This is a genomic window from Nocardioides sp. NPDC006303, from assembly GCF_040613175.1.
Classification (GTDB): domain Bacteria; phylum Actinomycetota; class Actinomycetes; order Propionibacteriales; family Nocardioidaceae; genus Nocardioides.
Genome location: NZ_JBEXRR010000016.1, coordinates 80,341 through 106,053 on the forward strand (window position 1 = coordinate 80,341; position 25,713 = coordinate 106,053).

Sequence of the window (25,713 nt, forward strand, 5' to 3'; positions counted from 1 at the left end):
CGCCGAACGGCTATCCAGACGTCGCCGGTCACCCGATGTCTTGACCCCTCCCCGACGGCGATGGTTGATGCATCAGCTCGACCAACAACACCGAACACCGGAGGAGCACCACCATGCGTACGTCCCGAATCGCCGCCCTCGCCGGCCTGGCCGGCATCGCCGCCTCGGCCACCCTGTCCTTCACCGCCCTCGGCACGGGCACCGCGGCCAACGCCGCCGAGGGCAACGGCCGCCCCGCGAGCTACCTGCTCGAGGGCGACCCGTCCGCCCAGGGTGGCTCGAAGTTCGAGGGCATCGGCGTGGACCAGGAGTCCGGGAGGTTCTACGTCAGCGAGGTCACCGGCGGCGAGATCCAGCGCGGCTCGGCCGACCGTGCCCAGGCAGAGGAGTGGCTGGCGGGTGACGGCACGGACGGCCGCTACACCGCTCGCGGCATCACCGTCGACGACGAGGGCCGCGTCTACATCGCCGGCGGCCCGAACGGCACCGGCAACGACCGCCCCGACCTGTGGGTCTACAGCCCCGAGGGCAAACTGCTCGCCGCTCTCCGCGTCCCCGACAACAACGCGTTCCTCAACGACGTCGCGATCGGGCCGGACGGGGCTGCGTACTTCACCAACTCCAACGACCCGACGATCATCCGCGTCGCCGAGGGTGCCGACGGCTGGCAGGCCACCGAGTGGGCCGACGGCAGCTCGCTGATCACCCCGGTCGAGGGCTTCAACCTCGGCGGCATCGTGCTGAGCCAGGACCGCTCCGCCTTCGTCGTCGCCCAGGGCACCACCGGGCAGCTGTGGCGCTTCTCCGTCGCCACCGGCGAGGTCAGCGAGATCGACACCGACGGCGCGAACCTGCGCAACGCCGACGGCCTGATCGCGAAGGGCCGCGACCTCGCCGTGATCCGCAACTTCGACAAGCAGCTCGTACACCTCGAGCTGAACCCGTCGGCGACCTCCGCGGAGCTGGTCTCCTCGCGCGCCACCGACCCCGACCGGGTCTTCACGACCGGCAAGCTGCTCGACGGCCGCCTGCTGCTGGTCGACAGTCACTTCGACGAGCAGACCGCGCAGGGGCCGTACGAGATCGTCACCGCCAGGATGCCGCGATGACGCTGCCCACATCTGCTCGGCGACACCTGCGGTGGTCGACCTCCGCCGCGGCGATGGCCGTGCTTCTGGCAGGCTGCGCCGCGGCGCCCTCGGAGACCGCCGAACCGTCTCCATCGAGCTCCGCGTCGAGCTCGGCGTCCGCCCCGACGAAGGAGGCGAAGAACACCCCCGACCCCGAGGAGCGACAGCGCATGAACGAGCAGCTGATCAAGGCCGCCTGGGACAACGACGTGGCCCGTGCCCGTCAGCTGGTCCAGGCCGGGGCCGACGTCAACTACGAAGACGAGACCCAGCAGAGCGCCTACCTCATCGCCGCGAGCGAGGGCTACGTGGACCTGCTCGACCTGACCCTCCGCAACGGCGCCGAGATCAACGCCAAGGACTCCTACAACGGGACCGCGCTGATCCGCGCCGCCGAGCGAGGCCACGCCGACATCGTCGGGCGTCTGGTGCAGGCCGGGATCGACCTCGACCACGTCAACAACCTGGGCTGGACCGCCCTGCACGAGGCGGTCGTCCTGGGTGACGACGGCCCGGACGCGGCCGACACCGTACGGGTGCTCGTCGCGGCCGGCGTGGACATCTCGATCGAGGCGGGCCGGGACGGGAAGACCGCCCTGGAGCACGCCGAGGAGCGCGGTTTCGACGCGATCGTGTCGACGCTGCGTACGGCTTCGGCCGAGGTCGCCGACGGTGACCAGCGGCTTCTGCGGGCGGCGGCTTCGGGCGACGCGGACTCGGCCGCGGCGGCCCTCCGTGGCGGCGCCGAACTGGAGGCCAGGGACGGCAACCGGCGTACGCCGCTGCTGCTCGCGGTCACCGACGACCACCTCGAGACGGCCCGTCTGCTCGTGCACCTGGGTGCCGACCCGGACGCCCTCGACGGCCAGCACGACACCCCCTGGCTGGTCACCGGCGTCACCGGGAGCGTCCCGATGGCCGAGCTGCTGCTCTCCGTCGATCCGGACCTGACCGTACGCAACCGCTACGGCGGCCTCTCGATCATCCCCGCCAGCGAGCGCGGCCACGCGGACTACGTGGAGCGGGTCGCCCGCACCGAGATCGACATCGACCACGTCAACGACCTCGGCTGGACCGCCCTCCTCGAGGCCGTGATCCTCGGCGAGGGCTCCGACCGCTGGCAGCGGGTCGTCCGCAGCCTGCTCGAGAACGGCGCCGACCCGGGCATCGCCGACCGCGACGGCGTCACCCCGCTCGAGCACGCCCGCAGCCGGGGCTTCACCGAGATCGCGCACATCATCGAACAGCACAGTATCGAACGGCACGGCGGCTGATCAGCCGGCTCAGGTGACGCGAAAGACGGGCCAGCCGATCTCGGTGCGCCACGCAGCGGGATCGCTGGTGTCACGAGGACCGACGACGTAGACCTCCCGCACCGGCCCGGCCACCGACATCGCGTTCTCCACCACCCAGGTCCCGAGCTCGCCGTACGTCACCTCGATGCCGTCGTGCTCGCCGACGTGGGTGGTGACGGCCAGCTCCGCGGCAGGAAGGGTCGCGGGGTGCACCCGCCCGGTGCGAGGTGGCGCATCGGTCGGCAGGTAGACGAGCGCATGACCGCGCTCCTGCTCGAAGAGGGCGTTGTCGTAGCTGCCGCCGGGCGGTCCGGTCACGGCGGTGCCGACGGCCGCCTCCAGCTCGGCCATCGCGCCTGCGTACCAGGTCTCGACGTCGCGATGCCCGACGACGGCCTCCACCGCCGCGACCGTCCGAGCGGGCTCCGCACGCAGCTCGACGTCGATCGGCGCGGGATCGGGCCGGAGCAGGCGGCGCAGCGACACGACCGCGGCCCGCGTGCGGTCGAGCTCGTCCTCGAGGCGTTGCAGGTGGTCCGCGATCAGGGCCGCCCGGACACCCGGGTCGGGGGTCCGCAGGATCCGCTGCACATCGCCCAGGGGGACGTCGAGCTCGCGAAGCCGGTGGATGACCTGCGCGGTCGGGATCTGGTCGACGCTGTAGTAGCGGTAACCGGTGGTCTCGTCCACCACGGCGGGATCCAATAAGGCCGCCTCGTGATAGCGACGCAGGGTCCGCACACTCAGGTGGGTCAACCGCGAGAACTCCCCGATGGTCAGCACCCCCTCATTGTGAACGCTCCCCCTGGGGGAGAGTCCACTGCTTGACCCTCCCTCGCCGAGAGGCCAGATGGTGGGCTCATGACACAGCACACCGATCTTCCGTCCGACCTGCTCCCGACCGCCGTGCGCGAGTTCCTCGCCGCCCACGTCGCCCGCGACGCCGACACCGCCTCGTCGTTCCTCGCCGAGGATGCGGTGGTCGTCGACCAGGACGAGACCTTCCGCGGCCGAGAGGAAGCCCATGCGTTCCTGCGGAACGCCGGCACCGAGTTCGAGTACACGACCGAGCAGATCGGCGCTCACCGCGTCGACGACGCCCACTGGGTGGTCACCGTGCGGCTCGAGGGCACCTTCCCGGGTGGCGTCGCCGAGCTCGACTACCGGTTCACGCTGCGCGACGGCCTCGTCGCCGAACTCGTCATCGCCAACCACCCAGCCTGACCGACTCCGCACCACCTCGATCTTCAAAGGAGAGAAAATGTCCATCTCAGATCGCGATCGTCTCGATGGTCGCCGGGCGTTGGTCACGGGCGGCTCGAAGGGCTCGGGCAAGGCCGTCGCGGAGAGACTGCGAGAGATGGGTGCCGACGTGTACGTGACGGCGCGCACCATGCCCGACGGGTACGAGCACCCAGACCGGTTCATCGAAGCCGACATCCTGACGGCAGAAGGGACGGACGCCGTGGCCGCTCGTATCGCAGAGTCCGGCGCACTCGACATCCTGGTGCACGTCGTCGGCGGGGCGTCGACACCGTCCGGTGGATTCGCGGTCATCACCGACGACCAGTGGCTCACCGAGCTGAACCTCAACTTCCTCGGGGCGGTGAGGCTGGATCGAGCTCTTCTTCCGGCGATGATCGGCGCTGGGTCGGGCGTGGTGCTGCACTTCACCTCGATCCAGCGTGAGCTGCCCCTGTACGACGCGTCCTTGGCCTATGCAGCAGCGAAGGCCGCGCTGCGCACGTACAGCAAGGGGCTTGCCAACGAGCTCGCGCCGCGCGGCGTACGGGTCAACGCGATCAGCCCCGGCGGGATCGAGACCGAAGCCTACGAACGGTTCGTGGACCGGATCGCCGAGGGCAACGGACTCACCCGTGAAGCAGCCAAGCAGACGATCTACGACTCCCTCGGAGGAGTGCCCCTGGGACGGTTCGCGAACACCCAGGAGATCGCGGACCTGGTCGGATTCCTCGTCTCGGACCGCGCCTCGGCGATCGTCGGCGCCGAGTACGTGATCGACGGCGGCACCGTCCCGACCGTCTAAGCCGGGCGCCGTCTGCGAGCAACCACCTCGTCGCGGGTGAACGTGAGCTGTTGGACATCGATGTAGTCGGCGGCGAACCCGGCCCGGGAGTACTCCAGGTAGAAGTGCCACATCCGCCGGAACGTCTCGTCGAAGCCGAGCGCCCGGACCTCGTCGGCGCGATCGAGCAGCGCGAGGTCCCACCGCCGCAGGGTCTCCGCGTAGTGGGCGCCGAACGAGAGCCGGCTTCGCAGCCGAAGCCTGGTGTGGGCCTCGGTGACGCCGGTGATCGCCTCGGTCGAAGGAAGCAGCCCGCCGGGGAAGATGTACTTGGTGATCCAGGTCTCGGTGCTCCGGGTGGCGATCATCCGGTCGTGCGGCATGGTGATCGCCTGGATCACCGCTGTGCCACCCGGGGCCAGGACCTCATCGATCTTCGCGAAGTAGACCGGCCAGAACCGTTCACCGACCGCCTCGATCATCTCGACCGAGACCACCGCGTCGTACGTCCCGGCGACGGCCCGGTAGTCGCGCAGCTCGATGTCCACCCGATGGTCCAGACCGGCCGCGCCGATCCGGCGCCGGGCCAGCGCGGCCTGCTCGACGGAGAGGGTCACCGAGGTGACCTGGGCGCCCCGGGCGGCGGCCCGCAGGGCCAGCTCTCCCCAGCCGGTCCCGATCTCGAGCAGACGGGTGCCGGGTCCGACTCCCGCCTCGTCGAGGATCCGGTCGATCTTGCGGTGCTGGGCGAGCGCCAGGTCCTCCGTCGAGGGCAGGGTGGAGAAAAGGCCCGCCGAGTAGCTCATCGTCGGGTCCAGGAAGAGCGCGAAGAACTCGTTCGACAGGTCGTAGTGGTGGCCGATGTGCTCGCGCGCGTTCTCCGGGGTGTTCAGGTCCTTCGCGCCGCGGCGCCGCTCGTAGACCCCGCGCATCCGCTGCGCCCATCCGGGCAGGAGACCGTCGATGTCCCGGCACAGCACGGTCAGCGTCTCCCCCAGCTTCGGGGCGTCCCAAGCCCCGGTCATGTACGCCTCACCGAAGCCGATCAGCCCGTGCCGGCTGAGCCTGGCGTAGAACTCCTCGGCCCGGTGCAGCACGATGTCGGCCGGGCTGCCGTCTTCGCTCACATTGATCCCGAGCCGCTTCGTGGCGGCCCGGAAGACAGTCGCGGCGGCAGCCGCGGTGCCCCTGGTGACTGGGCCGCTGGGTGCTTCCTGCAGCATCGGCCAACGCTCACCCACCAGGTTCTGGGCGGTGGCGGCTTCGATGGTCTTCATCGGACTCCTTCGTGGTGATGCAGTGGGGCGTCTATGGACCGGCAGGCGTCGTACCGCCGGTTGCGGCGGCGGGCCGCGCCGCGGGGGTGGTCCAGGACAGTCCCAGCCGCTGGGCAGCCCGGGCGCCGGAGCGGGCGCCGTCCTCGTGGAACCCCCAGCCACGCCAGGCGCCGGCGAAGACCAGCGCGTCGGAGTCCAGCTCGTCGGCCCGCTGCTGGGCCGCCACCGACTCCGGGGTGTAGAGCGGGTGCTCGTACTCCATGGTGGCGATGACCTTCTCCGGGTCGATCAGGTCGGCCCCACCGAGCGTGACCAGGTGACGTACGCCGCCGGGAGCCGGCAGCCGCATCAACCTCGTCAGGTCGTAGGTGACCGTGACCTGACCACTGCCCGGGCGCTCGAGGTAGTTCCACGAGGACCGGACGCGCTCGCTGGCCGGCAGCAGGCTGGTGTCGGTGTGCAGCTGAGCCTGGTTGGCGGAGTACGGGAACCCACCCAGGATCTCCCGCTGGGCCGCCGTGGGCTCGCCGAGCATCGCCAGCGACTGTCCGGGATGGGTCGCCAGCACAGCCGCGTCGAAGAGCTCGGTGCGCCCGTTGCCGTCGGTGATCTCGATCCCCCTGCCGGTCTCGACCACGTTCACCACCTTCGTCGAGGTCAGCACCCGGCCGCCGCGGTCGCGGATCGCGGCGGCGACCCGCTCGACGTACGTCGCCGACCCGCCGGTGACCGTGCGCCAGCGCGGCGAGCCGAAGATCTGCAGCATCCCGTGGTGGCTGAGGAACTCGAAGAGGTAGCGAGCCGGGTAGCTCAGCGCCATCGCCGGGTCGCAGGACCACACTGCGGCCACCAGCGGTGCCATGAAGTGGCGCCGGAAGTGCGGGGTGAACCCGTGCTCGTCCAAGAACGCCTCGAGGGTGCGATCGTCGGGCTCGTCGCTCGCGAGCAGCGCCCTGGCGGCCCGGTGGAACCGCGGGATCTCGGTGAGCATCCGCAGGTGCGCCGGGCGGAGCGCACGACGGTCGGGCAGCACCCCGCGCAGCCCGCGCGCGCCTGCGTACTCCACTCCGGCGCTCTCCGAACGCACCGACATCGACATCTCGGAGACCTGCGTCGGCACATCGAGCTCCGCGAATAGCCGGAGCAGGGTCGGATACGTACGCCGGTTGTGCACGATGAACCCCGTGTCGATCGCCAGCTCGCTCCCGTCGGGCGCGGCGACCCGGTGGGTGTCGGCATGGCCGCCCAGCCGGTCATCGGCCTCGAAGAGAGTGACGGTGCTGTGGCCGGAGGCGACGTAGGCCGCGGTCAGGCCGGCGACGCCGCTGCCCACCACCGCGACCCGACGGCGATCGTGGTCGGGACTGCTCATCAGGCTCCTCGGTGTCGAAGTGGGCGATCAGCGCAGAGGCGCTGTCACCCGGTCTTCGGTCACCGGGGTGAATCGGATTGGTCCGAGTCAGCCGCGACCCGCGTACGGCATCCCGGTCGCGAGGATCGTCATCGCGGGGACGCTGACGCCGAGCGGGAGCTGGGCCATGGCGACGACTGCGTCGGCGACGTGCTGCGGGTCGAAGGTCGGCTCGGGGCGTACGGTGCCGTCGGCCTGACGGGCGCCGACGGCGATGCCGGCGGTCATCTCGGTGGCCGCGTTGCCGATGTCGATCTGGCCGACGGCGATGTCGTGGGCACGGCCGTCGAGGGCCAGGGAGCGGGTGAGGCCGGTGATCGCGTGCTTGGAGGTGGTGTAGGCGGCGCTGCCCGGTCGCGGGACGTGCGCGGAGATCGAGCCGTTGTTGATGATCCGCCCGCCCCGGGGTTCCTGCCGCTTCATCTGGGCGAACGCCTCGCGGGCGCAGAGGAAGGAGCCGGTGACGTTGACGGCCAGCGTCGCGGCGAACTCCTCGGGCGGGACCTCGTCGACCTCGCCGCTCGGACCGAAGGTGCCGGCGTTGTTGACCAGCAGATCCACGCGTTCCCACATCCCGACGACGGCGGCGAACGCCGTCTCCACCTCGTCGGCGGAAGCGACGTCCGTGGGCAGTACGAGGGACCGCGCCATCACCGACGCGGTCTCCTCGAGCGATGTCCGGGTGCGGCCGAGGAGCGCGACCTGGAAGCCGGCGCCGTCCAGCGCCTGCGCGATCACTCTCCCCAGCCCGGAGCCGGCACCAGTGACGACCGCAACCGGCATCAGGTGAACTGCCGGCTCAGCTGGGCGTGCCGGTTGACGTCCTTGTAGAGCAGGTAGCGGAACCGGTCGGGGCCACCGGCGTAGCAGGCCTGCGGACAGAAGGCCCGCAGCCACATGAAGTCGCCCTCCTGCACCTCCACCCAGTCCTTGTTGAGCAGGTAGACGGCCTTGCCCTCGAGGACGTAGAGCCCGTGCTCCATCACGTGCGTCTCCGGGAACGGGATCGCGCCGCCCGGCTCGAAGCTGACGATGTTGACGTGCATGTCGTGGCGTACGTCATCGGGGTCGACGAAACGCTGGGTCTTCCAGGCGCCGTTGGTGCCCGGCATCTCGCCACCGGGCACGTCGACCTCGTTGGTGACGAATGCGTCCGGTACGTCGATGCCCTCGACCTGCTGGTAGGCCTTGCGGATCCAGTGAAATCGGGCGACCTGGTCGGAGGTGTTGTGCAGCGTCCAGGTGGCGCCGGGCGGGAGGAAGGCGTAGCCGCCGGGAGCTAGGTCGTGCTTCTCGCCCTCGACCGAGAGCGTCAGCGCGCCCTCGACCACGAACAGGACACCCTCCGCGCCCGGGTCGAGCTCGGGCTTGTCGCTGCCGCCGCCGGGCGAGACCTCGACGATGTACTGCGAGAAGGTCTCGGCGAAGCCCGAGAGCGGGCGGGCGATCACCCACAGCCGGGTGTTCTCCCAGAACGGGAGCTTGCTGGTGACGATGTCGCGCATGGTGCCACGAGGGAGCACGGCGTACGCCTCGGTGAAGACGGCCCGGTCGGTGGTCAGCTCACGCTGCGACGGGTGGCCGCCGGTCGGGGCGTAGTAGCGAGGTTCGCTCATGGTCGGGCTCCTTCTGTGGTGACTCTGCTGAGCAGCCGGCCCTGGGGCGCGGCCTCGATGTCGATCTTCTCGCCACGCAGCCAGGTCTCGCGGACAACACCTGCGAGCGATCGACCGTGGTAGGGGGTGACGGCGTTCTTGTGATGGAGCTTCGCGGCATCGACCACGTAGGAATCGTCGGGCGCGAGGACGCAGAAGTCGGCGTCGTGGCCGACCTCGATCCGGCCCTTGCGCCCTAGTCCGGCATGACGTGCGGGAGCCTCGGACATCCAGCGGGCGACGTCGGCGAGGGTGAAGCCGCGGCTCCTTGCCTCGGTCCAGACTGCCGACAGGCCCAGCTGGAGCGAGGAGATGCCACCCCAGGCGACCCCGAAGTCGCCGGTGTCGAGCGCCTTCAGGTCCGGCGTCGAGGGCGAGTGGTCGGTGACGACCATGTCGATGACGCCTTCACGCAGGCCGTTCCACAGCAGCTCGCGGTTGCTCGCCTCTCGGATCGGCGGGCAGCACTTGTACTGCGTCGCGCCGTCGGGGATCTCCTCAGCGGCGAAGGTCAGGTAGTGGGGGCAGGTCTCCGCCGTGATCGGGACGCCGTCGCGGCGGGCGGAGGCCAGCATCGCGAGCACGTCAGAGCTGGAGACGTGCAGGATGTGGACGCGGCAGCCGGTCCACCGGGCCAGCTCGATCACCTGGGCGATGGCGAGGTTCTCCGCGCCCCGCGGCCGACTGTGCAGGAAGCGTTCGTACGCCTCACCACCCGCCGCGGGGGCATGCTCGATCGCGTGGGCGTCCTCGGCGTGCACGATCAGCAGCCCGTCGAAGGAGCGGATCTCGCGCATCGCCTGCTCGAGCTGCACGGCGTCGAGCGGCGGGAACTCGTCGACCCCCGAGTGCAGCAGGAAGCACTTGAAGCCGGAGACCCCGGCCTCGTGCAACGTACGCAGCTCTGCGACGTTGCCCGGGATGGCTCCGCCCCAGAAACCGACGTCGACGTACGCCTGGCTCGCCGCGGTCTTGCGCTTGAGGTCGAGGGCCGGGAGGTCGCAGGTGGGCGGGATGCTGTTGAGCGGCATGTCGACGATCGTGGTGACGCCGCCGGCGGCCGCGGCACGGGTTGCCGAGGCGAAGCCCTCCCACTCCGTCCGACCCGGGTCGTTGACGTGTACGTGGGCGTCGACGACCCCGGGCATCAGCACCTCGTCGTCGGCGAGCTCGACCACCCGGGCCGCGGTCAGGTCCTCTCCGATCGGCGCTACCGCGACGATCTCGCCGTCGCGAACTCCGACAGCTCCGGCTCGCTCGCCCTCGGGGGTCACCATCCGTGCCGCCCGGATGACGACATCGAGATCTCGACTCACACCCTCACCTCCGCCTCATCGACTGCCACCACCCGCGTCCGCTGGCGCCCGAGGCCGGTCACCTCGGCCTCCACCACGTGCCCCTCCCGCAGGAAGGGCCGGGGCTCGGGCCGCAACGCTGCGACCCCGCCAGGTGTCCCGGTCAGCACCAGGTCGCCGGGCTCGAGTGTCATCAGCGTACTGAGGAAGGCGAGGAGCTCACCGACGCCGTAGGCCATCCGGGCCGTCGTCCCTCGCTGTCGCCGCTCGCCGTCGACCCACAGCTCCAGGCCGAGGGCCTGCGGGTCGCCGACGGCATCGGGCGTGACCAGCCACGGGCCGATGGGCGTGAAGGTGTCGGCACTCTTCCCCTTCGCCCACGTCGGCCCGGCCGCGATCCGCGCCCGCTCGCTGACGTCGTCGGCCGTGAGGTAGCCGCCGACAGCGGCCAGAGCCAGCTGCGGGTCTCTGCACCGGGACAGTCGGCGTCCGATCACCACCCCCAGCTCGACCTCGTAGTCGGTCATGGTCGATCCCGGGGGCAGCTCGATCGCGTCGTGGGGCCCCACGACGGACGTCGAGGGCTTGAGGAAGACGACCGGCTCGTCCGGGATGGCGACGCCGGCCTCCTCCGCGTGGTCCTCGTAGTTGAGCCCGATCCCGACGACCTTGCCCGGCCGGGCAACCGGCGGCCCGATCCGGGTGCCGTCGGCGACGACGGGGAGGCTGCCCGAGGCGATCAGGTCCTGGATCGACCTGAGCCGCACCGGGTCACCGAGCAGGTCGCCGTCGATCGCCGGCACGACGGCCGACAGATCGCGCAGTACGTCCTGATCATCGAGGGCCGCGGGGCGCTCCTGGCCCGGCGAACCCACACTCAGCAGTCTCATGCGTGCTCCTTGATGAGATGGTCGGCGGCGATCCGCTCGGCGATCTGCTCGAGCAGGGCGGCGCCCTCGGTCAGGCAGCGTTGCCGGTCGGGCTCGATGTCCGTCAAGGCGTACGCAGCGCCGATCCCGGCCGCCCGCAGCCGGTCGTGGTCGAGATGGTTGACCCCACAGACCGCCACGACCGGGACACCGGCGCGTGCGGCCGCGGCGGCGACGCCGGCCGGCGCCTTGCCGTTGAGGGTCTGCTCGTCGAGCGCGCCCTCGCCGGTGACGACGAGGTGAGCGCCGTCCAGCCCGGCGGCGAAGTCGACCAGCTCGAGGACGAGCTCGATGCCCGATCGCAGCTCCGCGCCCAGCAGGGCGAGTGCGGCGAAACCGCCACCGCCAGCCGCTCCTGCACCGGGGCGACCACGGAGATCGGTCCCGGTGAACGACGCCACCAGAGATGCCCAGCGGCCGAGCGCGGCGTCCAACCGTCGGACCTGGTCCGCATCGGCCCCTTTCTGCGGGCCGTAGACCGCGGCCGCACCGGTGGGACCGGTGAGCGGGTTGTCGACGTCGCACGCGACCGTGACCGAGACCCCGTCGAGGCGCCGCCGCAGCTCGTCGACCTCGATCCGGGCGACCTCCTCGAGCCCGGCTCCACCCAAACCCACCGGGTTCCCGGCGGGGGTGAACAGCCTGGCGCCAAGCCCGCAGAGCAGACCAGCTCCCCCGTCGGTGCTGGCGCTGCCGCCGATCCCGAGCACGATCCGGCGACAGCCCGCGTCGATCGCGGCCGCCATCGCCTGCCCGGCCCCGAGGCTGGAGGCCCGCATCGGATCCGGCACACCCGGCAGCCGCGCCAAGCCGGAAGCGTCGGCGAGCTCGACGACCGCGACGTCGTCGCGCCGGGCGTACGCGGTCTCGACCGGCTCTCCCGTTGGCCCGGCCACGCGGACCGGCATGAGGACGAACCCGGCGGACTCGGCCGCCGCCAGGGTGCCGTCGCCACCGTCGGCGACCGGGATCGCGTCGACGACCACGCCGGGACTCCCCCGGCGGATCCCGGCGCTCACCGCCGCGGCGACCTCGGCGGCGGTGAGCGATCCCTTGAACTTGTCGGAGGCGACCAGCACGCGGACCATGGGGCGATCAGTCCAGCGGGACGAGCGCGGTCGGGGCGTGCTCACCACGCTCGGCCAGCTCCTCGAACTCGACGACGCCGTCGATCTCGACGCCCATCGAGACGTTGGTGACGCGCTCGAGGATGACCTCGACCAGCACCGGAACGCGGTATTCGGCCATCAGGGCCTTGGCCTTCTCGAAGGCGGCGCCGAGATCGGCAGGATCGGTCACCCGGATCGCCTTGCAGCCCAGGCCTTCGGCGACCTTGAGGTGGTCGACGCCGTAGCCGTCGAGCTCGGGGCTGTTGACGTTGTCGAAGGCGAGCTCGACGCAGTAGTCCATCTCGAACCCACGCTGGGCCTGGCGGATCAGGCCGAGGTAGGAGTTGTTCACGACCACGTGGATGTAGGGGATGTTGAACTGGGCACCGACCGCCAGCTCCTCGATCAGGAACTGGAAGTCGTAGTCGCCCGAGAGCGCGACGACCTGGCCGTCGGGGACGGCGGTCGCAACCCCCAGGGCGGCCGGCAGGGTCCAGCCGAGCGGGCCGGCCTGGCCGGCGTTGATCCAGTGCCGCGGCTTGTAGACGTGCAGCAGCTGGGCAGCCTGGATCTGGGAAAGGCCGATCGTGGTGACGTAGCGTGTGCCGGACCCGAAGGCCCGGTTCATCTCCTCGTAGACCCGCTGCGGCTTGATCGGGACGTTGTCGAAGTGGGTCTTGCGCTGCAGGGTCCGCTTGCGCTCGGCACACTCCTCGGCCCAGGCGGTGCGGTCCGGGTTCTTCCCGTCTGCCGCCCACTCCTTCGCGACCTCGACGAGCACCTCGAGCGCCGCGCGGGCGTCGGAGACGATCGAGTAGTCCGCCGCGAAGACCCGGCCGATCTGGGTCGGCTCGATGTCGATGTGCACGAACGTACGTCCGCGGGTGTAGGTCTCGACCGAGCCGGTGTGGCGGTTGGCCCATCGGTTGCCGATGCCGAGCACGAAGTCGCTGGCCAGCATGGTCGCGTTGCCGTAGCGGTGGGAGGTCTGCAGCCCCACCATGCCCGCGTTGAGCCGGTGGTCGTCCGCGATGCTGCCCCACCCCATCAGCGTCGGGACGACAGGGACCCCGGTGACCTCGGCGAGCTCGACCAGCAGGTCGGAGGCGTCGGCGTTGATCACGCCACCGCCCGCGACGATCAGCGGGCGCTCCGCCTCGAGCATCATCGCCAGCGCCTTCTCCGCCTGGGCGCGGCTGGCCGTCGGCCTGGCGATCGGCAAGGGCTCGTACGTCTCGATGTCGAAGTCGATCTCGGCCTGCTGGACGTCGAGCGGCAGGTCGATCAGGACCGGGCCGGGACGTCCCTCGCGCATCACCCGGAAGGCTTTCTGGAAGGTGCCCGGGACCTGGGCGGGCTCCATCACGGTGACCGCCATCTTGGTGAGCGGTCCGGCGACGGAGGCGATGTCGACCGCCTGGAAGTCCTCCTTGTGGAGCTTCGCGACCGGTGCCTGACCGGTGATGCACAGGATCGGGATCGAGTCGGCGGAGGCCGAGTAGAGACCGGTGATCATGTCGGTGCCGGCCGGGCCGGAGGTGCCGATGCAGACGCCGATGTTGCCGGCCTTCGCCCGGGTGTAGCCCTCGGCCATGTGCGAGGCCGCCTCGACGTGGCGGGCGAGCACGTGCCGGAGCCCGCCGTGCTTGCGCATCGCGCTGTAGAACGGGTTGATCGCGGCACCCGGGAGGCCGAACAGCTGGGTCGCGCCCTCCTTCTCCAGGATCAGGACGGCGGCGTCGACCGCGCGCATGCGTGCCATGTCAGTTCTCCCCCTTGATGACAGAGCCGCTCAGGCGCTCGACGCCGCGCAGCAGGGCGGAGTGGTCCAGGCCGCCGTCGCCGTTGGCCCGCGCGCTCGCCATCAGCTGGGCGACCAGCGAGCCGAGCGGGACCACCACGCCCGCCTCGCGGGCGGCGGCGGTGACGATTCCCATGTCCTTGTGGTGCAGGTCGATCCGGAAGCCGGGCTGGAAGGAGCGGGTGAGCATGTTCTCCTTCTTCTGGTTGAGCACGCTCGACCCGGCGAGCCCGCCACCGAGCACCTCGAGGGCGGCCTTCGTGTCCACGCCGTACGCCTCGAGGAAGACGACCGCCTCCGAGAGCGCCTGGATGTTGGCGGCGACGATGAGCTGGTTGGCTGCCTTGACCGTCTGGCCGGCGCCGCTCGGGCCGACGTGGACGATGGTCTTGCCGACGACGTCGAAGAGCGGCTTCGCGGTGGCGAAGTCGTCGGCCGCGCCGCCGACCATGATCGAGAGGGCCGCATTCTTCGCACCCGCTTCGCCCCCGGAGACCGGGGCGTCGAGGATGCGGAAGCCACGCGCCGTGGCCTGCTCGGCGAGCGCGGCGCTCACGTCGGGGCGGATGCTGGAGAAGTCGATGATCAGCGCGCCGGACGGGGCGGTCTCGAAGACCCCACCCTCGGCGGTGAGGACCTCCTCGACGTGGGGCGAGTCCGGGACCATGACGCAGACGACGTCGGCGTCGCGGCAGGCGTCGGCGGTCGAGCTGGCCGCGCGGCCGCCCGCCGTGGCCAGGGCCTGGGTGCGCTCGGGGCTGTGGTCGAAACCGGCGACGGTGTGACCGGCGTCGACGAGGTGGGCGGCCATCGGGCTGCCCATGATGCCGAGGCCGATGAAGGCGATGTTGGTCATGATGTTCCCTCCTACGGGGTGGTCAGTGGGTGGCGGTGGCGGCGCTGCGGCGCTCGCGCGGCAGCCAGTCGAAGCTCTCGGCCGAGGTCGTGGCGGGCTTGTACTCCAGCCCGACCCAGCCGGCGTACCCTGCCGCCTCGAGCGCGGCGAGCTGCCGCTCGAGCGGGAGCTCGCCGGTGCCGGGCTCGTTGCGGCCCGGGGCGTCGGCGATCTGGACGTGGGCGATGCGAGCGGCGTACGCAGCGATCACCGCGTCGACGTCGTCGCCGTTCACGGCGAGGTGGTAGAGGTCGGCGAGCAGGCCGATGTTGGCCTCGCCGGCACGGTCGATCGCGGCGATCGCGTCCGCGGCGGTGAGCAGCGGATAGCGGTCAGCACCGCTGACCGGCTCGACCAGCACGGTGCCGCCGATGCGGGCTGCCGCGCGGGCGGCCAGCGCGAGGTTCTCGGCGCCGAGCTCGTCCTGCGCCTCGGCGGCGACGCCGGCGACGCGGTTGCCGTAGAGGGCGTTGAACGCGGCGCACCCGAGCCGCTCACCGATGCCGATCGTGGCGTCGATGTTGTCGCGGAACTCCGCCGACCGGGCCGGCCACGAGACCAGACCGCGGTCGCCGGCGGGCATGTCGCCGGCGAAGAAGTTGAGGCCGACCAGGTGCACCCCGGCGTCCTGCACGGCGGCGACGAAGGAGTCCACGTCCTTGTCGGACGGCACCGCCTCGGCGAATGGCCACCAGAACTCCACCGCGTCGAAGCCGGCGGCCTTCACCGCCGCGGGGCGCTCGAGGAGCGGGAGCTCGGTGAACAGGATCGAGCAGTTCACCTCGTACCGGAGCTGGTGGTTCATCACACCGTTCCTTCCGTATTGCGGAATTTGATTTCTGACATTCGAAATATAAGGATGTGAGCGGAGTCACGTCAACCCCGAGCAGGACTCGGCCGCAAAGTGGTGAAGAAACGACAACGGGCCTCCCGTGCACATGCGCGGGCGTTGTACGTTCCTCCAAGACGCGGCCGATATGGACCGGCGACCGGTGGAGGCACCGTGCTACTTGCAGAGCTGTTGGAGACGCCCAGCCTGGGCCTGCGACTCCTGCACGCGCCCGAGGGCTCGCTCGAGCGTCCGGTGGGGCGCACGATCACGATCGACCTGCTCGAGCCGGGCCGCTACCTGAACGGCGGCGAGCTCGTGCTCACCGGCCTGGTCTGGCGGCGCGGACCGGAGGACAGCGAGACGTTCGTGTCCTCGATCGCCGAGGGCGGGGCGACCTGTCTGCTGGCCGGAGCGGCCCTGCTCGGCGCGGTTCCCGACGACCTCGTCGACGCCTGCCACCGCCATCAGGTCGCCTTGGTGGAGGTGCCCGGGGACGTGGCGTTCGCCGACGTGACCGAGTACGTCGCGGCTGCCGGTGCCGCGGGTGCGAGCGCCCGGATGTCGGCCAGCCTGGCCCGTCAGCGCCAGCTCCTCTCCGCCATCGCCTCGGGCCGCAGCCTCGACGAGCTGGCGGCCCGGGTGGCCTCCGAGATCGGCCACGCGTGCCGGGTGCTCACCGCGAGCGGTCGCCATGTCGTACCTGGACCGGGAGAGCTCGATCCCGAGACGATCGACGCGCTGACCCGCCGCTTCCTGACCGCAGACCTGCTGCCCGCCGTGGCCGAGGTGGGCGACCACAGCTACTCCCTGTTCCCCATCGGATCGGGCCTGGCCGACCGCCTCACCGGATGGACCGTCGCGGTCGAGGGCGACCACACCACCTGGCCGCGGGAGGACCTCGACATGGTCCACGAGTTCGGCGCCATCACCGCGCTGGACCGCTCGCGGCGCGACGAGGGATTCCGCGTCCGGCGACCGCTCGCGGCCGCCACCCTCGCCCACCTCGAGGCCGGTGCCTCACCTGCCGAGATCGCGACCGGGCTACGCCAGTCCGGACTCGATCCGGAGCGGCCGCTGGTGCTCGCTGTGGCCGAGCTCGGACCGGGCGGCCCGCCGGACGCGGTGGCCGCGGTGCTCGAGGACGTGGCCCTCGGCCTGGGGCCGTCCGTGGTCGCGAGCGCGCGGGACGGCTGCGCGGTCGCCTTCCTCCCGGCCCGCCCGGACCTCACCGACCAGCTGCGCCGCTCGCTCACCCGGCTGGCGCCGGCCCTGGTCCGCGGCTCGCTGTCGGTCGGACTGAGCGGCGAGAGCGGCGTCGACGCGCTGGCCGGGGCGCTCGAGGAGGCCCGGTTCGCGCACCGGGTCGCCCGCTCCGGCGGCGGAGCGGTCGCGCTGTCCAGCTCTGAGGAGGTCACCTCACACGTACTGCTGCTCGCCACGGTCCCCGACGACATCCGCCGCACCTACGCGCAGCGCGTCCTCGGCCCCGTCCTCGAGCACGACCAGCGCACCGGCAGCGATCTGGTGCCGACGCTCGACCGGTTCCTGACGTACGCCGGGTCATGGACGCGTACGGCGGAGTCGCTCCACCTCCACGTCAACAGCGTGCGCTACCGGATCTCCCGGGTCGAGGAGCTGACCGGGCGTGACCTGACCACGATGGAGGACCGGGTCGACGTCTTCCTCGCCCTCAGATCGCTGTGAACGAACTCGCAACGCGCTGGGGCCGCCGCCGTGTAACACGTCGTTCGTAGGACTACTCGCCCTACTGGAACGACCGGAAAGTCCTACGAACAGCGTGTTACACGCGATGCCAGAGCGCTGTTTCACGCCACGGAAACCACTCGGAAACCAGCCGTACGTCATTCTGGAGCATCACACAAAGGCCATATCCGCGACGACCCCATCTTCGGATGATCGGCGGGTGCCGCTCGGGGCCCGAAGAGACCAGGCTGTGGGGTAAGTCACAGCTCACCTGCCCACCAGGGCTCCCCCGAGAAAGGTGTGAGGATGAACGCGAGAGCAGTCCTGAGGTCGATAAGGCCCCAGAAGAAGGACGGTGGCCGCCCCATTCACCCCGTCGACGAGGTCCTCCCGGCGGGCAAGCTCGCCGTCTACGGCCTCCAGCACGTGCTCGCGTTCTACGCCGGGGCGGTGATCGTCCCGATCCTGCTCGCCAACTCCATCGGGTTGAGTCAGCAGGAGCTGATCCACCTGATCAACGCCGACCTGTTCACCTGCGGCATCGCCTCGATCATCCAGTCGGTCGGCTTCTGGAAGGTCGGCGTACGCCTGCCGCTGCTGCAGGGTGTCACCTTCACCGCCGTCTCGCCGATGATCGCGATCGGGCTCGCGGCGGGCGGCGGCACCGACGGGCTGCTCGTCATCTACGGCGCGGTGATCGTCGCCGGTCTGGCAACCTTCTTCATCGCCCCCTATTTCAGTCGGCTGATCCGGTTCTTCCCGCCGGTCGTGACCGGCTCGGTGATCACCATCATCGGCATCGCGCTGCTCCCCGTCGCCGCAGCGGACGCGACCGGTGGCGCCGGGCCGACCTCGGACCCCACGAGCGGCCGCAACCTGGCGTACGCCCTGGGCACGCTGGCCCTGATCGTGGTCATCCAGCGGGTCTTCAAGGGCTTCATGGCCACCGTCGCGGTGCTCGTCGGCCTGGTCGTCGGCACCCTGGTCGCCTGGGCCCTCGGGGACGCCCACTTCGACGCCGTGGCCTCCTCCGACTGGGTCGGGGTGACCACCCCGTTCCACTTCGGCTGGCCACAGTTCTCCGCCGCCGCGATCGTGTCGATGATCGTCGTCATGCTGATCACCGCCGTCGAGACCACCGGTGACGTCTTCGCCACCGGCGAGATCGTCGAGAAGCGGATCGGCCGCAGGGACATCGCCCGCGCCCTGCGCGCCGACGGCCTGGCCACCACCATCGGCGGCGTCTTCAACTCCTTCCCCTACACCTGCTTCGCCGAGAACGTCGGCCTCGTCCGGCTGACCCGGGTCAAGAGCCGCTGGGTCGTCGCCGCCGCGGGCCTGATCATGGTCCTGATCGGGCTGCTCCCCAAGGTCGGTGCGATCGTCGCCGGCATCCCGCACCCGGTCCTCGGCGGCGCCGCCCTGGCGATGTTCGCGACCGTCGCGGTCGTCGGCTTCCAGACGCTCAGCAAGGTCGACTTCCGCGACCACCGCAACGTGGTCATCGTGGCAACCAGCGTCGGCCTGGCGATGTACGTCACCGCGCAGCCCGAGGTCGCCCAGGCCGTCCCGGGCTGGGCCGAGATCATCTTCGGCAGCGGCATCACCCTCGGCAGCCTCACCGCCATCCTGCTCAACATCCTGTTCCACCATGTCGGCCCGGACTACGGCCCCGCCGTCGCCGGCCAGCCCGGCGAGGGCGTCCGGCTCGACCAGGTCAACCAGATGGGACGTACGGAGTTCGTGGAGACGTTCGACGGTCTCTTCCAGGGGCCTCGGTGGATGGTGGAGCGGGCCTGGGAGCAGCGTCCGTTCGCCGACACGCACGCCCTGCGCCGCGCCTTCCAGGACGCGCTCTTCAGCGGCTCCGTCGAGGAGCAGCGCGAGCTGATCGAGGCCTACCCCGAGCTCGGTTCACGCCTGGTCTCCGACGGGATGGTCGGCGAGGAGTCGCTGCGCGACCAGTCCTCGCGCGGCCTGACCCACCTGGCCGAGCCGGACCAGGAGACACTGGCCTCGCTCACCGACGCCTACCACGAGCGGTTCGGCTTCCCGCTGGTCATCTCCGTACGCGACTCCGACTCGCTCGACCGGATCCTCGCCGAGGGCCGGTCGCGGCTCGGCAACTGCGAACGGCAGGAGCACGCCGCCGCGCTGATCGAGATCGCCAAGATCGCCGGCCACCGCTTCGACGACTTCCTGCGCGACGCGAACCCGATCCACAGCGCCCGCACCCGCAACCCGATCCGGAGCCAGTCATGACAACGCCCAGCGCCCCCGGTGTCCCATGTGTCACGGTCAACGGGGACCAGGTGCCCCTGACCGGGGTCGCCACCCACACCACCACCCTCGACTGGCTGCGCGACCGCGGCCTCACCGGCGCCAAAGAGGGCTGCGCCGAGGGCGAGTGCGGCGCCTGCTCGGTGCTGGTCGCCCGCCCCGGCACCGACACCGCGACCGAGTGGACCGCCGTCAACGCCTGCCTGGTCCCGGTCGCCGCGCTCGACGGCCAGGAGCTGGTCACCAGCGAGGGCCTCGGCACCAGCAGCGACCTCCACCCGGTCCAGCAGGAGATCGCCGTACGCGGCGGGTCGCAGTGCGGCTACTGCACCCCCGGGTTCGTCTGCAGCCTGGCGGCGGAGTTCTACCGCCCTGGGCGGACCGCCGATGCCGAGGCAGGGTCGTGCGACCACGAGCACGGCCCGAACGGGGTCGACCTGCACGCATTGAGCGGCAACCTGTGCCGCTGTACCGGCTACCGACCGATCCGCGACGCGGCGTACGCCCTGGGCGCACCTGACGAGGACGACGCCCTCGCGGCCCGCCGCCAGGCACCGCCGCCCGCCCCGCGCCCGACCCGGATCGCCGTCGACGGCGCCGAGTTCGTACGTCCCGCGACCCTTGCCGAGACCCTCACCCTGCTCACCGAGCGGCCGGAGGCGCAGGTCGTCGCCGGCTCGACCGACTGGGGTGTGGAGGTCAACATCCGCGGCCGCCGGGCGCCGCTGGTCGTGGCGGTGGACCGGCTGCCCGAGCTCCGCGCGCTCACGGTCGGCGACGACACGATCGAGATCGGCGCCGCGCTCACCCTGACCGAGATCGAGCGCCGCCTCGACGGCCGGGTCCCGCTCCTGGCCGAGCTGTTCCCGCAGTTCGCCTCGCGCCTGATCCGCAACGGCGCGACGATCGGCGGCAACATCGGCACCGCCTCGCCCATCGGCGACGCCCCGCCGGCGCTGCTGGCGCTCGACGCCGACGTCGTCCTGGCCTCGCCGCGCGGCGAGCGGGTCGTCCCGCTGGCCGACTACTTCACCGGCTACCGCGAGACGGTCCGGGCCGCGGACGAGCTGATCCGCAGCGTACGGCTCCCGTTGCCGCTGGCCCCGCTCGTCGGCTTCCACAAGATCGCCAAGCGCCGCTTCGACGACATCTCCAGCGTGGCCGTCGGCTACGCGCTCGAGATCGCCGACGGCACCGTGGCCCGTGCCCGGATCGGGTTGGGCGGCGTCGCGGCCACCCCGCTGCGTGCCGTCGCCACCGAGGACGCCCTGGTCGGCCGGCCCTGGACCGAGGAGACCGTACGCCGCGCCGCGGCCGTCCTGGCAGGCGAGGGCACACCGATGGACGACCACCGCGCCAGCGCGTCCTACCGCTCGGCGATGCTGGGCCAGTCCCTGCTGCGCCTGTTCCACACCCACCCAGAGACCCACCGTCAGGAGGTGCCGGCATGAGCGCCCTGTCCGAACGCCCCGCGAACCCGATCGTCGGGATCCCGCTGCCCCACGAGAGTGCCGCGCTGCACGTCACCGGCGAGGCGCTCTACACCGACGACCTGGTCGGGCGGATCGCCGGCACGCTGCACGCCTGGCCGGTCCAGGCCCCGCACACGCACGCCCTGGTCACCGCGCTTCGCACCGAACCGGCGTACGCGGTCCCGGGGGTCGTCCGGGTGCTGACCGCCGATGACGTACCCGGCATCAACGACGCGGGCGTCAAGCACGACGAGCCGCTCTTCCCGACCGAGGTGATGTTCCACGGCCACGCGGTGTGCTGGGTGCTCGGCGAGACCCAGGAGGCCGCCCGGCTGGGCGCGGCGGCGGTCGAGGTCGACTACGAGCCGCTGCCCTCGCTGGTCACCGTGACCGAGGCGATCGCGGCGGAGAGCTTCCAGGGCACCCCGCGCAACCTCGAGCGCGGCGACGTCACGGCGGCCCTCGAGAACGCCGCCCATGTCTTCGAGGGCGAGTTCGAGTTCGCCGGTCAGGAGCACTTCTACCTCGAGACCCACGTCTCGCTGGCCCTGGTCGACGAGGGTGGTCAGGTGCTGGTGCACAGCAGCACCCAGCACCCCTCCGAGACCCAGGAGATCGTCGCCCACGTGCTCGGCGTCCCGAGCCACGAGGTCACCGTCCAGTGCCTGCGGATGGGCGGCGCGTTCGGTGGCAAGGAGATGCAGCCGCACGGCTACGCGGCCATCGCCGCGTTGGGCGCCACCCTGACCGGGCGTCCGGTGCGGCTGCGTCTCAACCGCACCCAGGACATCACCATGTCCGGCAAGCGCCACGGCTTCCACAGCACCTGGCGCGTCGGGTTCGACGACGAGGGCCACATCCTCGGCCTGGAGGCCACGCTCACCGCCGACGGCGGCTGGAGCCTCGACCTCTCCGAGCCGGTGCTGGCCCGCGCGCTGTGCCACATCGACAACGCCTACTGGGTGCCCGACATCCGTGTCGACGGCCGGGTCGCGCGCACCAACAAGACCTCGCAGACCGCCTTCCGCGGCTTCGGCGGACCGCAAGGCATGCTTGTCATGGAGGACCTGCTCGGCCGGTGCGCACCGCTGCTCGGCATCGAACCGCTCGAGCTGCGCCGCCGCAACTTCTACCAGCAGGACCAGACCACGCCCTACGGCCAGCCCGTGCGCCAGGCCGACCGGCTGGCGGCCTGCTGGGACCAGGTCGCCTCGTCCGGCGAGGTCGCGCGGAGGCGCGCGGAGATCGCGGAGTTCAACCGCGTCCATCCGCACACCAAGCGGGGCCTGGCGATGACGCCGGTGAAGTTCGGCATCTCGTTCAACCTCACCGCCTTCAACCAGGCCGGCGCCCTCGTGCACGTCTACAAGGACGGTTCGGTGCTGATCAACCACGGCGGCACCGAGATGGGCCAGGGCCTGCACACCAAGATGCTCCAGGTGGCCGCCACCGCGCTCGGCCTGCCGCTTTCCCGGGTCCGGTTGGCACCGACGCGCACCGACAAGGTGCCCAACACCTCGGCGACCGCGGCCAGCTCCGGCGCCGACCTCAACGGGGCAGCGATCAAGAACGCCTGCGAGCAGATCCGCGAGCGGCTCGCCCAGGTCGCCGGCGGTCGTCTGGGGATCAGCCCCAAGGACGTACGTTTCGACGACGGTGTCGTCCACGGTCTCTCCCCCGCTTCCGGCGAGATCGGCTGGAACGAGCTGGTCAACGTCGCGTACCACCAGCGGGTGCAGCTGTGGGCGGCCGGCTTCTACCGCACCGAGGGCCTGCACTGGGACCCCAACGTGATGCAGGGTGAGCCGTTCAAGTACTTCGCCAACGGGGTCGCGGCCTCCGAGGTCGAGGTCGACGGCTTCACCGGTGCCTACACGCTGCGGCGCGTCGACATCGTCCACGACGTCGGTGACAGCCTGAGCCCACTGATCGACATCGGCCAGATCGAGGGCGGCTTCGTGCAGGGCGCCGGCTGGCTGACCCTGGAGGACCTGCGCTGGGACACCTCCGACGGACCCAACCGGGGCCGGCTGGCGACGCAGGCGGCGAGCACCTACAAGCTGCCGAGCTTCTCCGAGATGCCCGAGGACTTCCGGGTGAAGCTGCTCGAGAAGGCCCACGAGGAGGGCGCCGTCTACGGCTCCAAGGCCGTCGGGGAGCCCCCGCTGATGCTCGCCTTCTCCGTACGCGAGGCGCTGCGCGAGGCGGCCGCCGCCTTCGGCCCGGCCGGCATCAGCGTCGACCTGGCCTCCCCGGCGACGCCGGAGGCGGTCTACTGGGCGCTCGACAAAGCACGTACGCCCCAGGCCCCCGCGCCCAGCGACATCGGTGCCGAGCCGGCCCTGGTGAGCGGGAGGTGACGACATGGAGTGGCTGAAAGCCGTCCAGCGGCTGCGCGAGCAGCGGGTCCCCGGCGTACTGGTGACCCTGACGTCCGTCCGCGGTCATTCGCCGCGGGAGGCCGGGGCGAAGATGGTCGTCTCGGCCGACCACACCTGGGCCACCGTCGGTGGCGGCAACCTCGAGGCGGTCGCGATCGAGCGCGCCCGCGCGATGCTCACCGAGGACCGTGCGGTGCCGGAGACCCTGAAGGTGTCGCTCTCCGACAAGGCGCCCTACCAGCACGGTGTCCAGTGCTGTGGTGGCGAGGTCGAGCTGCTGCTCGAGCCGTTGCCCGTCGTACCGTCCGTGGCCATCTTCGGGATGGGCCACGTCGGGCTCGAGCTGGCGCGCATCCTCGCCCGCCACGATCTCGAGCTGCACCTGGTCGACTCCCGCTCCGCCCAGCTCGAGCCCGAGCAGCTACGGGGGCTGGACGACGCCGTCGCCGGCATCCACGTCCACCAGGTGCCGGTCCTGCCCGAGCTCGTCATCGGCGAGCTGCCCGAGGGCACCCACGTCCTGGTCATGACCCATGATCACGCCGAGGACGCCGCGCTGTGCGACGCTGCGCTGCGTACGTTCACGACGGGCGACGGGCATCTGGCGTCGATCGGGCTGATCGGCTCGAGCGCCAAGTGGAGCCGGTTCCGGGCGAAGCTCGCTGACGAGGGCCACACCCCCGAGGCGATCGCCCGCATCACCACACCCATCGGACTTCCCGATCTCGGCGGCAAGGAGCCGGCCACGATCGCTGTCAGCGTCGCGGCCCGGCTGCTCCAGATCTTCGCGGGCGAGCCCGCGGCAACCGAACAACAATCAAGGTGAACCTCACGATGACGCTCTTCCGAGGAACCTTCCTCGACACTCCCGACGACCCCTTCACCGGCGGTCGGCTCCGCACGGAGCAGGACGGCGCGCTGCTCGTACGCGACGGCGTGATCCGCGCCCGCGGCAGCTATGCCGACCTGCATCGCCAGCACCCCCAGGAGGAGGTCGTCGACCTCTCCGGCGGCTTCGTGCTGCCCGGATTCGTCGACACCCACGTGCACTTCCCGCAGGTACGCGTCATCGGCGGCCTCGGCATGCCGCTGCTCGACTGGCTCGACCAGTGCGCCCTCCCCGAGGAGGCGCGCCTGGCCGACCCGGCCTACGCCGAGGGCGTGGCCAGCGACTTCGTACGCGGCCTGGTCGGCGCCGGCACGACCACCGCGCTGGTCTTCGGCAGCCACTTCGCGCCCGCGGTCGACACCGTCTTCGCCGAGGCCGCCCGCGTCGGTCTGCGGATCACCAGCGGCCTCGTGGTCAGCGACCGGCTCATCCGCGAGGACCTGTTCACCGACCCGGACCGGGCACGCGAGGAGTCTCTTGCGCTCGCTGCCCGGTGGCACGGGGTCGGCCGGGCCCGCTACGCCGTGACCCCGCGCTTCTCGCTGTCGTGCTCCGACCCGCTGCTCGCGGCCTGCGCCGACGTGCTGAACGCCGTGCCGGGGGCGATGCTGACCTCTCACGTCAACGAGAACACCCGCGAGATCGAGACCGTCGAGGCGCTCTTCGGCTGCGACTACGTGACCTCCTACGACCGGCACGGCCTGGTCGGCACCAGCACCGTCCTGGCGCACAACGTGCACCCGACCGACCCCGAGCTCGCTCTGTTGGCCGCCCGCGGTGCGGCCGTCGCGCACTGCCCCTCCAGCAACGCCGCCCTCGGCAGCGGCCTCTTCCCGCTGGCCCGCCACCGCGCCCACGGCGTACGCGTCGCGATGGGCTCCGACGTCGGCGCCGGCACCGGGTTCTCCCTGCTCAAGGAGGGCCTGAGTGCGTACGTCGCCCAGCAGCTCCTCGGCGAGGCCGGTCACCCATTGACCCCCGCCCACCTCCTCCACCTCGCCACGCGTGCCGGCGCCGAGGCCCTCGGCCTGGGCGCCGCGGTAGGCGACTTCTGCGTCGGCCGCCGCTTCGACGCCCAATGGATCAAGCCGGCCGCGAGCACACCCCTCGACGTCGGCCTCACCCACGCCGCCGACCCCGGCGACGCCCTGGCCAAGATGTTCGCCCTCGGCACCCCCGCCGACGTACGCAGCGTCTGGATCGAGGGCGAGCTCGTCAACGCCCCCGACCCGGGAGAGGCGGCCCGCGTCCTTGTCGGCTGACCCTCCCCGAGGCCGAGTCGGCGCATCCTGACGAAAAATCACGCCGAGTCGGCTCGTCATGACAAGCCGA

General features: G+C 71.2%; 21 protein-coding genes. 10 read left to right on the top strand and 11 right to left on the bottom strand.

The genetic code is table 11. The features are described 5' to 3' along the window. The first annotated feature begins 113 nt into the window (after positions 1–113). Positions 114–1,109, top strand: coding sequence for a gluconolaconase (locus ABZY89_RS14490; RefSeq protein WP_355228181.1), 996 nt, complete (start codon positions 114–116; stop codon positions 1,107–1,109). After that, positions 1,106–2,404, top strand: coding sequence for an ankyrin repeat domain-containing protein (locus ABZY89_RS14495; protein ID WP_355228183.1), 1,299 nt, complete (start codon positions 1,106–1,108; stop codon positions 2,402–2,404). The genes ABZY89_RS14490 and ABZY89_RS14495 overlap by 4 nt, the downstream gene beginning before the upstream one ends. Positions 2,405–2,413: 9 nt before the next feature. Here ABZY89_RS14495 and ABZY89_RS14500 read toward each other — a convergent pair whose 3' ends face one another. Then, on the bottom strand, positions 2,414–3,208 hold the full coding sequence (locus tag ABZY89_RS14500; protein ID WP_355228185.1) for a MerR family transcriptional regulator: 795 nt from the start codon (positions 3,206–3,208) through the stop codon (positions 2,414–2,416). Positions 3,209–3,286: 78 nt separating this feature from the next. Here ABZY89_RS14500 and ABZY89_RS14505 point away from each other — a divergent pair, with 78 nt between their 5' ends. After that, the gene (locus tag ABZY89_RS14505; RefSeq protein ID WP_355228187.1) at positions 3,287–3,649 is read left to right on the top strand and encodes a nuclear transport factor 2 family protein; all 363 of its coding nucleotides are present in this window, start codon (positions 3,287–3,289) and stop codon (positions 3,647–3,649) included. A gap of 37 nt (positions 3,650–3,686) precedes the next feature. Beyond that, positions 3,687–4,472: an SDR family oxidoreductase gene (locus ABZY89_RS14510; protein ID WP_355228189.1), complete on the top strand. Its 786-nt coding sequence runs from the start codon at positions 3,687–3,689 to the stop codon at positions 4,470–4,472. Here ABZY89_RS14510 and ABZY89_RS14515 read toward each other — a convergent pair. The 10 genes from ABZY89_RS14515 to ABZY89_RS14560 all read right to left on the bottom strand — a co-directional run bounded on the left by ABZY89_RS14515 (position 4,469) and on the right by ABZY89_RS14560 (position 15,628). Then, the gene (locus tag ABZY89_RS14515) at positions 4,469–5,728 is read right to left on the bottom strand and encodes a cyclopropane-fatty-acyl-phospholipid synthase family protein (RefSeq protein WP_355228191.1); all 1,260 of its coding nucleotides are present in this window, start codon (positions 5,726–5,728) and stop codon (positions 4,469–4,471) included. The two genes, ABZY89_RS14510 and ABZY89_RS14515, sit on opposite strands and share 4 nt — an antisense overlap. A 31-nt stretch (positions 5,729–5,759) precedes the next feature. Beyond that, positions 5,760–7,100 carry an FAD-dependent oxidoreductase gene (locus ABZY89_RS14520; RefSeq protein ID WP_355228193.1) on the bottom strand — a complete coding sequence of 447 codons (1,341 nt, stop codon included), beginning with the start codon at positions 7,098–7,100 and terminating at the stop codon, positions 5,760–5,762. An 87-nt stretch (positions 7,101–7,187) separates the two neighbouring features. Beyond that, positions 7,188–7,922 carry an SDR family oxidoreductase gene (locus ABZY89_RS14525; RefSeq protein ID WP_355228194.1) on the bottom strand — a complete coding sequence of 245 codons (735 nt, stop codon included), beginning with the start codon at positions 7,920–7,922 and terminating at the stop codon, positions 7,188–7,190. Beyond that, on the bottom strand, positions 7,922–8,755 hold the full coding sequence (locus ABZY89_RS14530; protein ID WP_355228196.1) for a bifunctional allantoicase/(S)-ureidoglycine aminohydrolase: 834 nt from the start codon (positions 8,753–8,755) through the stop codon (positions 7,922–7,924). The genes ABZY89_RS14525 and ABZY89_RS14530 overlap by 1 nt, the downstream gene beginning before the upstream one ends. Further along, entirely contained in the window at positions 8,752–10,110 is a 1,359-nt protein-coding gene (gene allB / locus ABZY89_RS14535) for an allantoinase AllB (protein WP_355228198.1), read from the bottom strand. The genes ABZY89_RS14530 and allB overlap by 4 nt, the downstream gene beginning before the upstream one ends. Beyond that, complete coding sequence (locus ABZY89_RS14540; protein WP_355228200.1) at positions 10,107–10,979, bottom strand: fumarylacetoacetate hydrolase family protein; 873 nt, start codon at positions 10,977–10,979, stop codon at positions 10,107–10,109. The genes allB and ABZY89_RS14540 overlap by 4 nt, the downstream gene beginning before the upstream one ends. Then, a complete protein-coding gene (locus ABZY89_RS14545) occupies positions 10,976–12,106 on the bottom strand; it encodes a glycerate kinase (RefSeq protein WP_355228201.1) in 1,131 nt (376 codons plus the stop codon). Before ABZY89_RS14545 ends, ABZY89_RS14540 begins: the two co-directional genes overlap by 4 nt. 7 nt (positions 12,107–12,113) lie before the next feature. Further along, a complete protein-coding gene (gene gcl / locus ABZY89_RS14550) occupies positions 12,114–13,889 on the bottom strand; it encodes a glyoxylate carboligase (RefSeq protein ID WP_355228203.1) in 1,776 nt (591 codons plus the stop codon). A 1-nt stretch (position 13,890) separates the two neighbouring features. Beyond that, the gene (locus ABZY89_RS14555; protein ID WP_355228204.1) at positions 13,891–14,784 is read right to left on the bottom strand and encodes a 2-hydroxy-3-oxopropionate reductase; all 894 of its coding nucleotides are present in this window, start codon (positions 14,782–14,784) and stop codon (positions 13,891–13,893) included. Positions 14,785–14,806: 22 nt separating this feature from the next. Further along, positions 14,807–15,628: a TIM barrel protein gene (locus ABZY89_RS14560; RefSeq protein WP_355228206.1), complete on the bottom strand. Its 822-nt coding sequence runs from the start codon at positions 15,626–15,628 to the stop codon at positions 14,807–14,809. Positions 15,629–15,826: 198 nt separating this feature from the next. Here ABZY89_RS14560 and ABZY89_RS14565 point away from each other — a divergent pair, with 198 nt between their 5' ends. The 6 genes from ABZY89_RS14565 (at position 15,827) to ABZY89_RS14590 (ending at position 25,643) form a co-directional block, all read left to right on the top strand. Next, positions 15,827–17,359 carry a helix-turn-helix domain-containing protein gene (locus ABZY89_RS14565; RefSeq protein ID WP_355228208.1) on the top strand — a complete coding sequence of 511 codons (1,533 nt, stop codon included), beginning with the start codon at positions 15,827–15,829 and terminating at the stop codon, positions 17,357–17,359. 306 nt (positions 17,360–17,665) lie between these two features. Beyond that, positions 17,666–19,621 carry a 2-oxo-4-hydroxy-4-carboxy-5-ureidoimidazoline decarboxylase gene (gene uraD, locus ABZY89_RS14570; protein WP_355228209.1) on the top strand — a complete coding sequence of 652 codons (1,956 nt, stop codon included), beginning with the start codon at positions 17,666–17,668 and terminating at the stop codon, positions 19,619–19,621. Next, the gene (locus tag ABZY89_RS14575) at positions 19,618–21,090 is read left to right on the top strand and encodes an FAD binding domain-containing protein (protein WP_355228211.1); all 1,473 of its coding nucleotides are present in this window, start codon (positions 19,618–19,620) and stop codon (positions 21,088–21,090) included. The genes uraD and ABZY89_RS14575 overlap by 4 nt, the downstream gene beginning before the upstream one ends. Continuing rightward, positions 21,087–23,471 carry a xanthine dehydrogenase molybdopterin binding subunit gene (xdhB, locus tag ABZY89_RS14580; protein ID WP_355228213.1) on the top strand — a complete coding sequence of 795 codons (2,385 nt, stop codon included), beginning with the start codon at positions 21,087–21,089 and terminating at the stop codon, positions 23,469–23,471. The genes ABZY89_RS14575 and xdhB overlap by 4 nt, the downstream gene beginning before the upstream one ends. Before the next feature lie 4 nt (positions 23,472–23,475). Beyond that, positions 23,476–24,318, top strand: coding sequence for a xanthine dehydrogenase accessory protein XdhC (gene xdhC / locus ABZY89_RS14585; RefSeq protein ID WP_355228215.1), 843 nt, complete (start codon positions 23,476–23,478; stop codon positions 24,316–24,318). Positions 24,319–24,326: 8 nt separating this feature from the next. After that, on the top strand, positions 24,327–25,643 hold the full coding sequence (locus tag ABZY89_RS14590; protein ID WP_355228216.1) for a guanine deaminase: 1,317 nt from the start codon (positions 24,327–24,329) through the stop codon (positions 25,641–25,643). Positions 25,644–25,713: the final 70 nt, after the last annotated feature.

What these genes read in the sequence shown, in the direction of transcription:
- ABZY89_RS14490 (WP_355228181.1), top strand. Translation starts at nt 114, where the DNA reads ATGCGTACGTCCCGAATCGCCGCCCTCGCCGGCCTGGCCGGCATCGCC.
- ABZY89_RS14495 (WP_355228183.1), top strand. Translation starts at nt 1,106, where the DNA reads ATGACGCTGCCCACATCTGCTCGGCGACACCTGCGGTGGTCGACCTCC.
- ABZY89_RS14505 (WP_355228187.1), top strand. Translation starts at nt 3,287, where the DNA reads ATGACACAGCACACCGATCTTCCGTCCGACCTGCTCCCGACCGCCGTG.
- ABZY89_RS14510 (WP_355228189.1), top strand. Translation starts at nt 3,687, where the DNA reads ATGTCCATCTCAGATCGCGATCGTCTCGATGGTCGCCGGGCGTTGGTC.
- ABZY89_RS14515 (WP_355228191.1), bottom strand. Translation starts at nt 5,728, where the DNA reads ATGAAGACCATCGAAGCCGCCACCGCCCAGAACCTGGTGGGTGAGCGT.
- ABZY89_RS14520 (WP_355228193.1), bottom strand. Translation starts at nt 7,100, where the DNA reads ATGAGCAGTCCCGACCACGATCGCCGTCGGGTCGCGGTGGTGGGCAGC.
- ABZY89_RS14525 (WP_355228194.1), bottom strand. Translation starts at nt 7,922, where the DNA reads ATGCCGGTTGCGGTCGTCACTGGTGCCGGCTCCGGGCTGGGGAGAGTG.
- ABZY89_RS14530 (WP_355228196.1), bottom strand. Translation starts at nt 8,755, where the DNA reads ATGAGCGAACCTCGCTACTACGCCCCGACCGGCGGCCACCCGTCGCAG.
- ABZY89_RS14540 (WP_355228200.1), bottom strand. Translation starts at nt 10,979, where the DNA reads ATGAGACTGCTGAGTGTGGGTTCGCCGGGCCAGGAGCGCCCCGCGGCC.
- ABZY89_RS14545 (WP_355228201.1), bottom strand. Translation starts at nt 12,106, where the DNA reads ATGGTCCGCGTGCTGGTCGCCTCCGACAAGTTCAAGGGATCGCTCACC.
- gcl (WP_355228203.1), bottom strand. Translation starts at nt 13,889, where the DNA reads ATGGCACGCATGCGCGCGGTCGACGCCGCCGTCCTGATCCTGGAGAAG.
- ABZY89_RS14555 (WP_355228204.1), bottom strand. Translation starts at nt 14,784, where the DNA reads ATGACCAACATCGCCTTCATCGGCCTCGGCATCATGGGCAGCCCGATG.
- ABZY89_RS14560 (WP_355228206.1), bottom strand. Translation starts at nt 15,628, where the DNA reads ATGAACCACCAGCTCCGGTACGAGGTGAACTGCTCGATCCTGTTCACC.
- uraD (WP_355228209.1), top strand. Translation starts at nt 17,666, where the DNA reads ATGAACGCGAGAGCAGTCCTGAGGTCGATAAGGCCCCAGAAGAAGGAC.
- ABZY89_RS14575 (WP_355228211.1), top strand. Translation starts at nt 19,618, where the DNA reads ATGACAACGCCCAGCGCCCCCGGTGTCCCATGTGTCACGGTCAACGGG.
- xdhB (WP_355228213.1), top strand. Translation starts at nt 21,087, where the DNA reads ATGAGCGCCCTGTCCGAACGCCCCGCGAACCCGATCGTCGGGATCCCG.
- xdhC (WP_355228215.1), top strand. Translation starts at nt 23,476, where the DNA reads ATGGAGTGGCTGAAAGCCGTCCAGCGGCTGCGCGAGCAGCGGGTCCCC.
- ABZY89_RS14590 (WP_355228216.1), top strand. Translation starts at nt 24,327, where the DNA reads ATGACGCTCTTCCGAGGAACCTTCCTCGACACTCCCGACGACCCCTTC.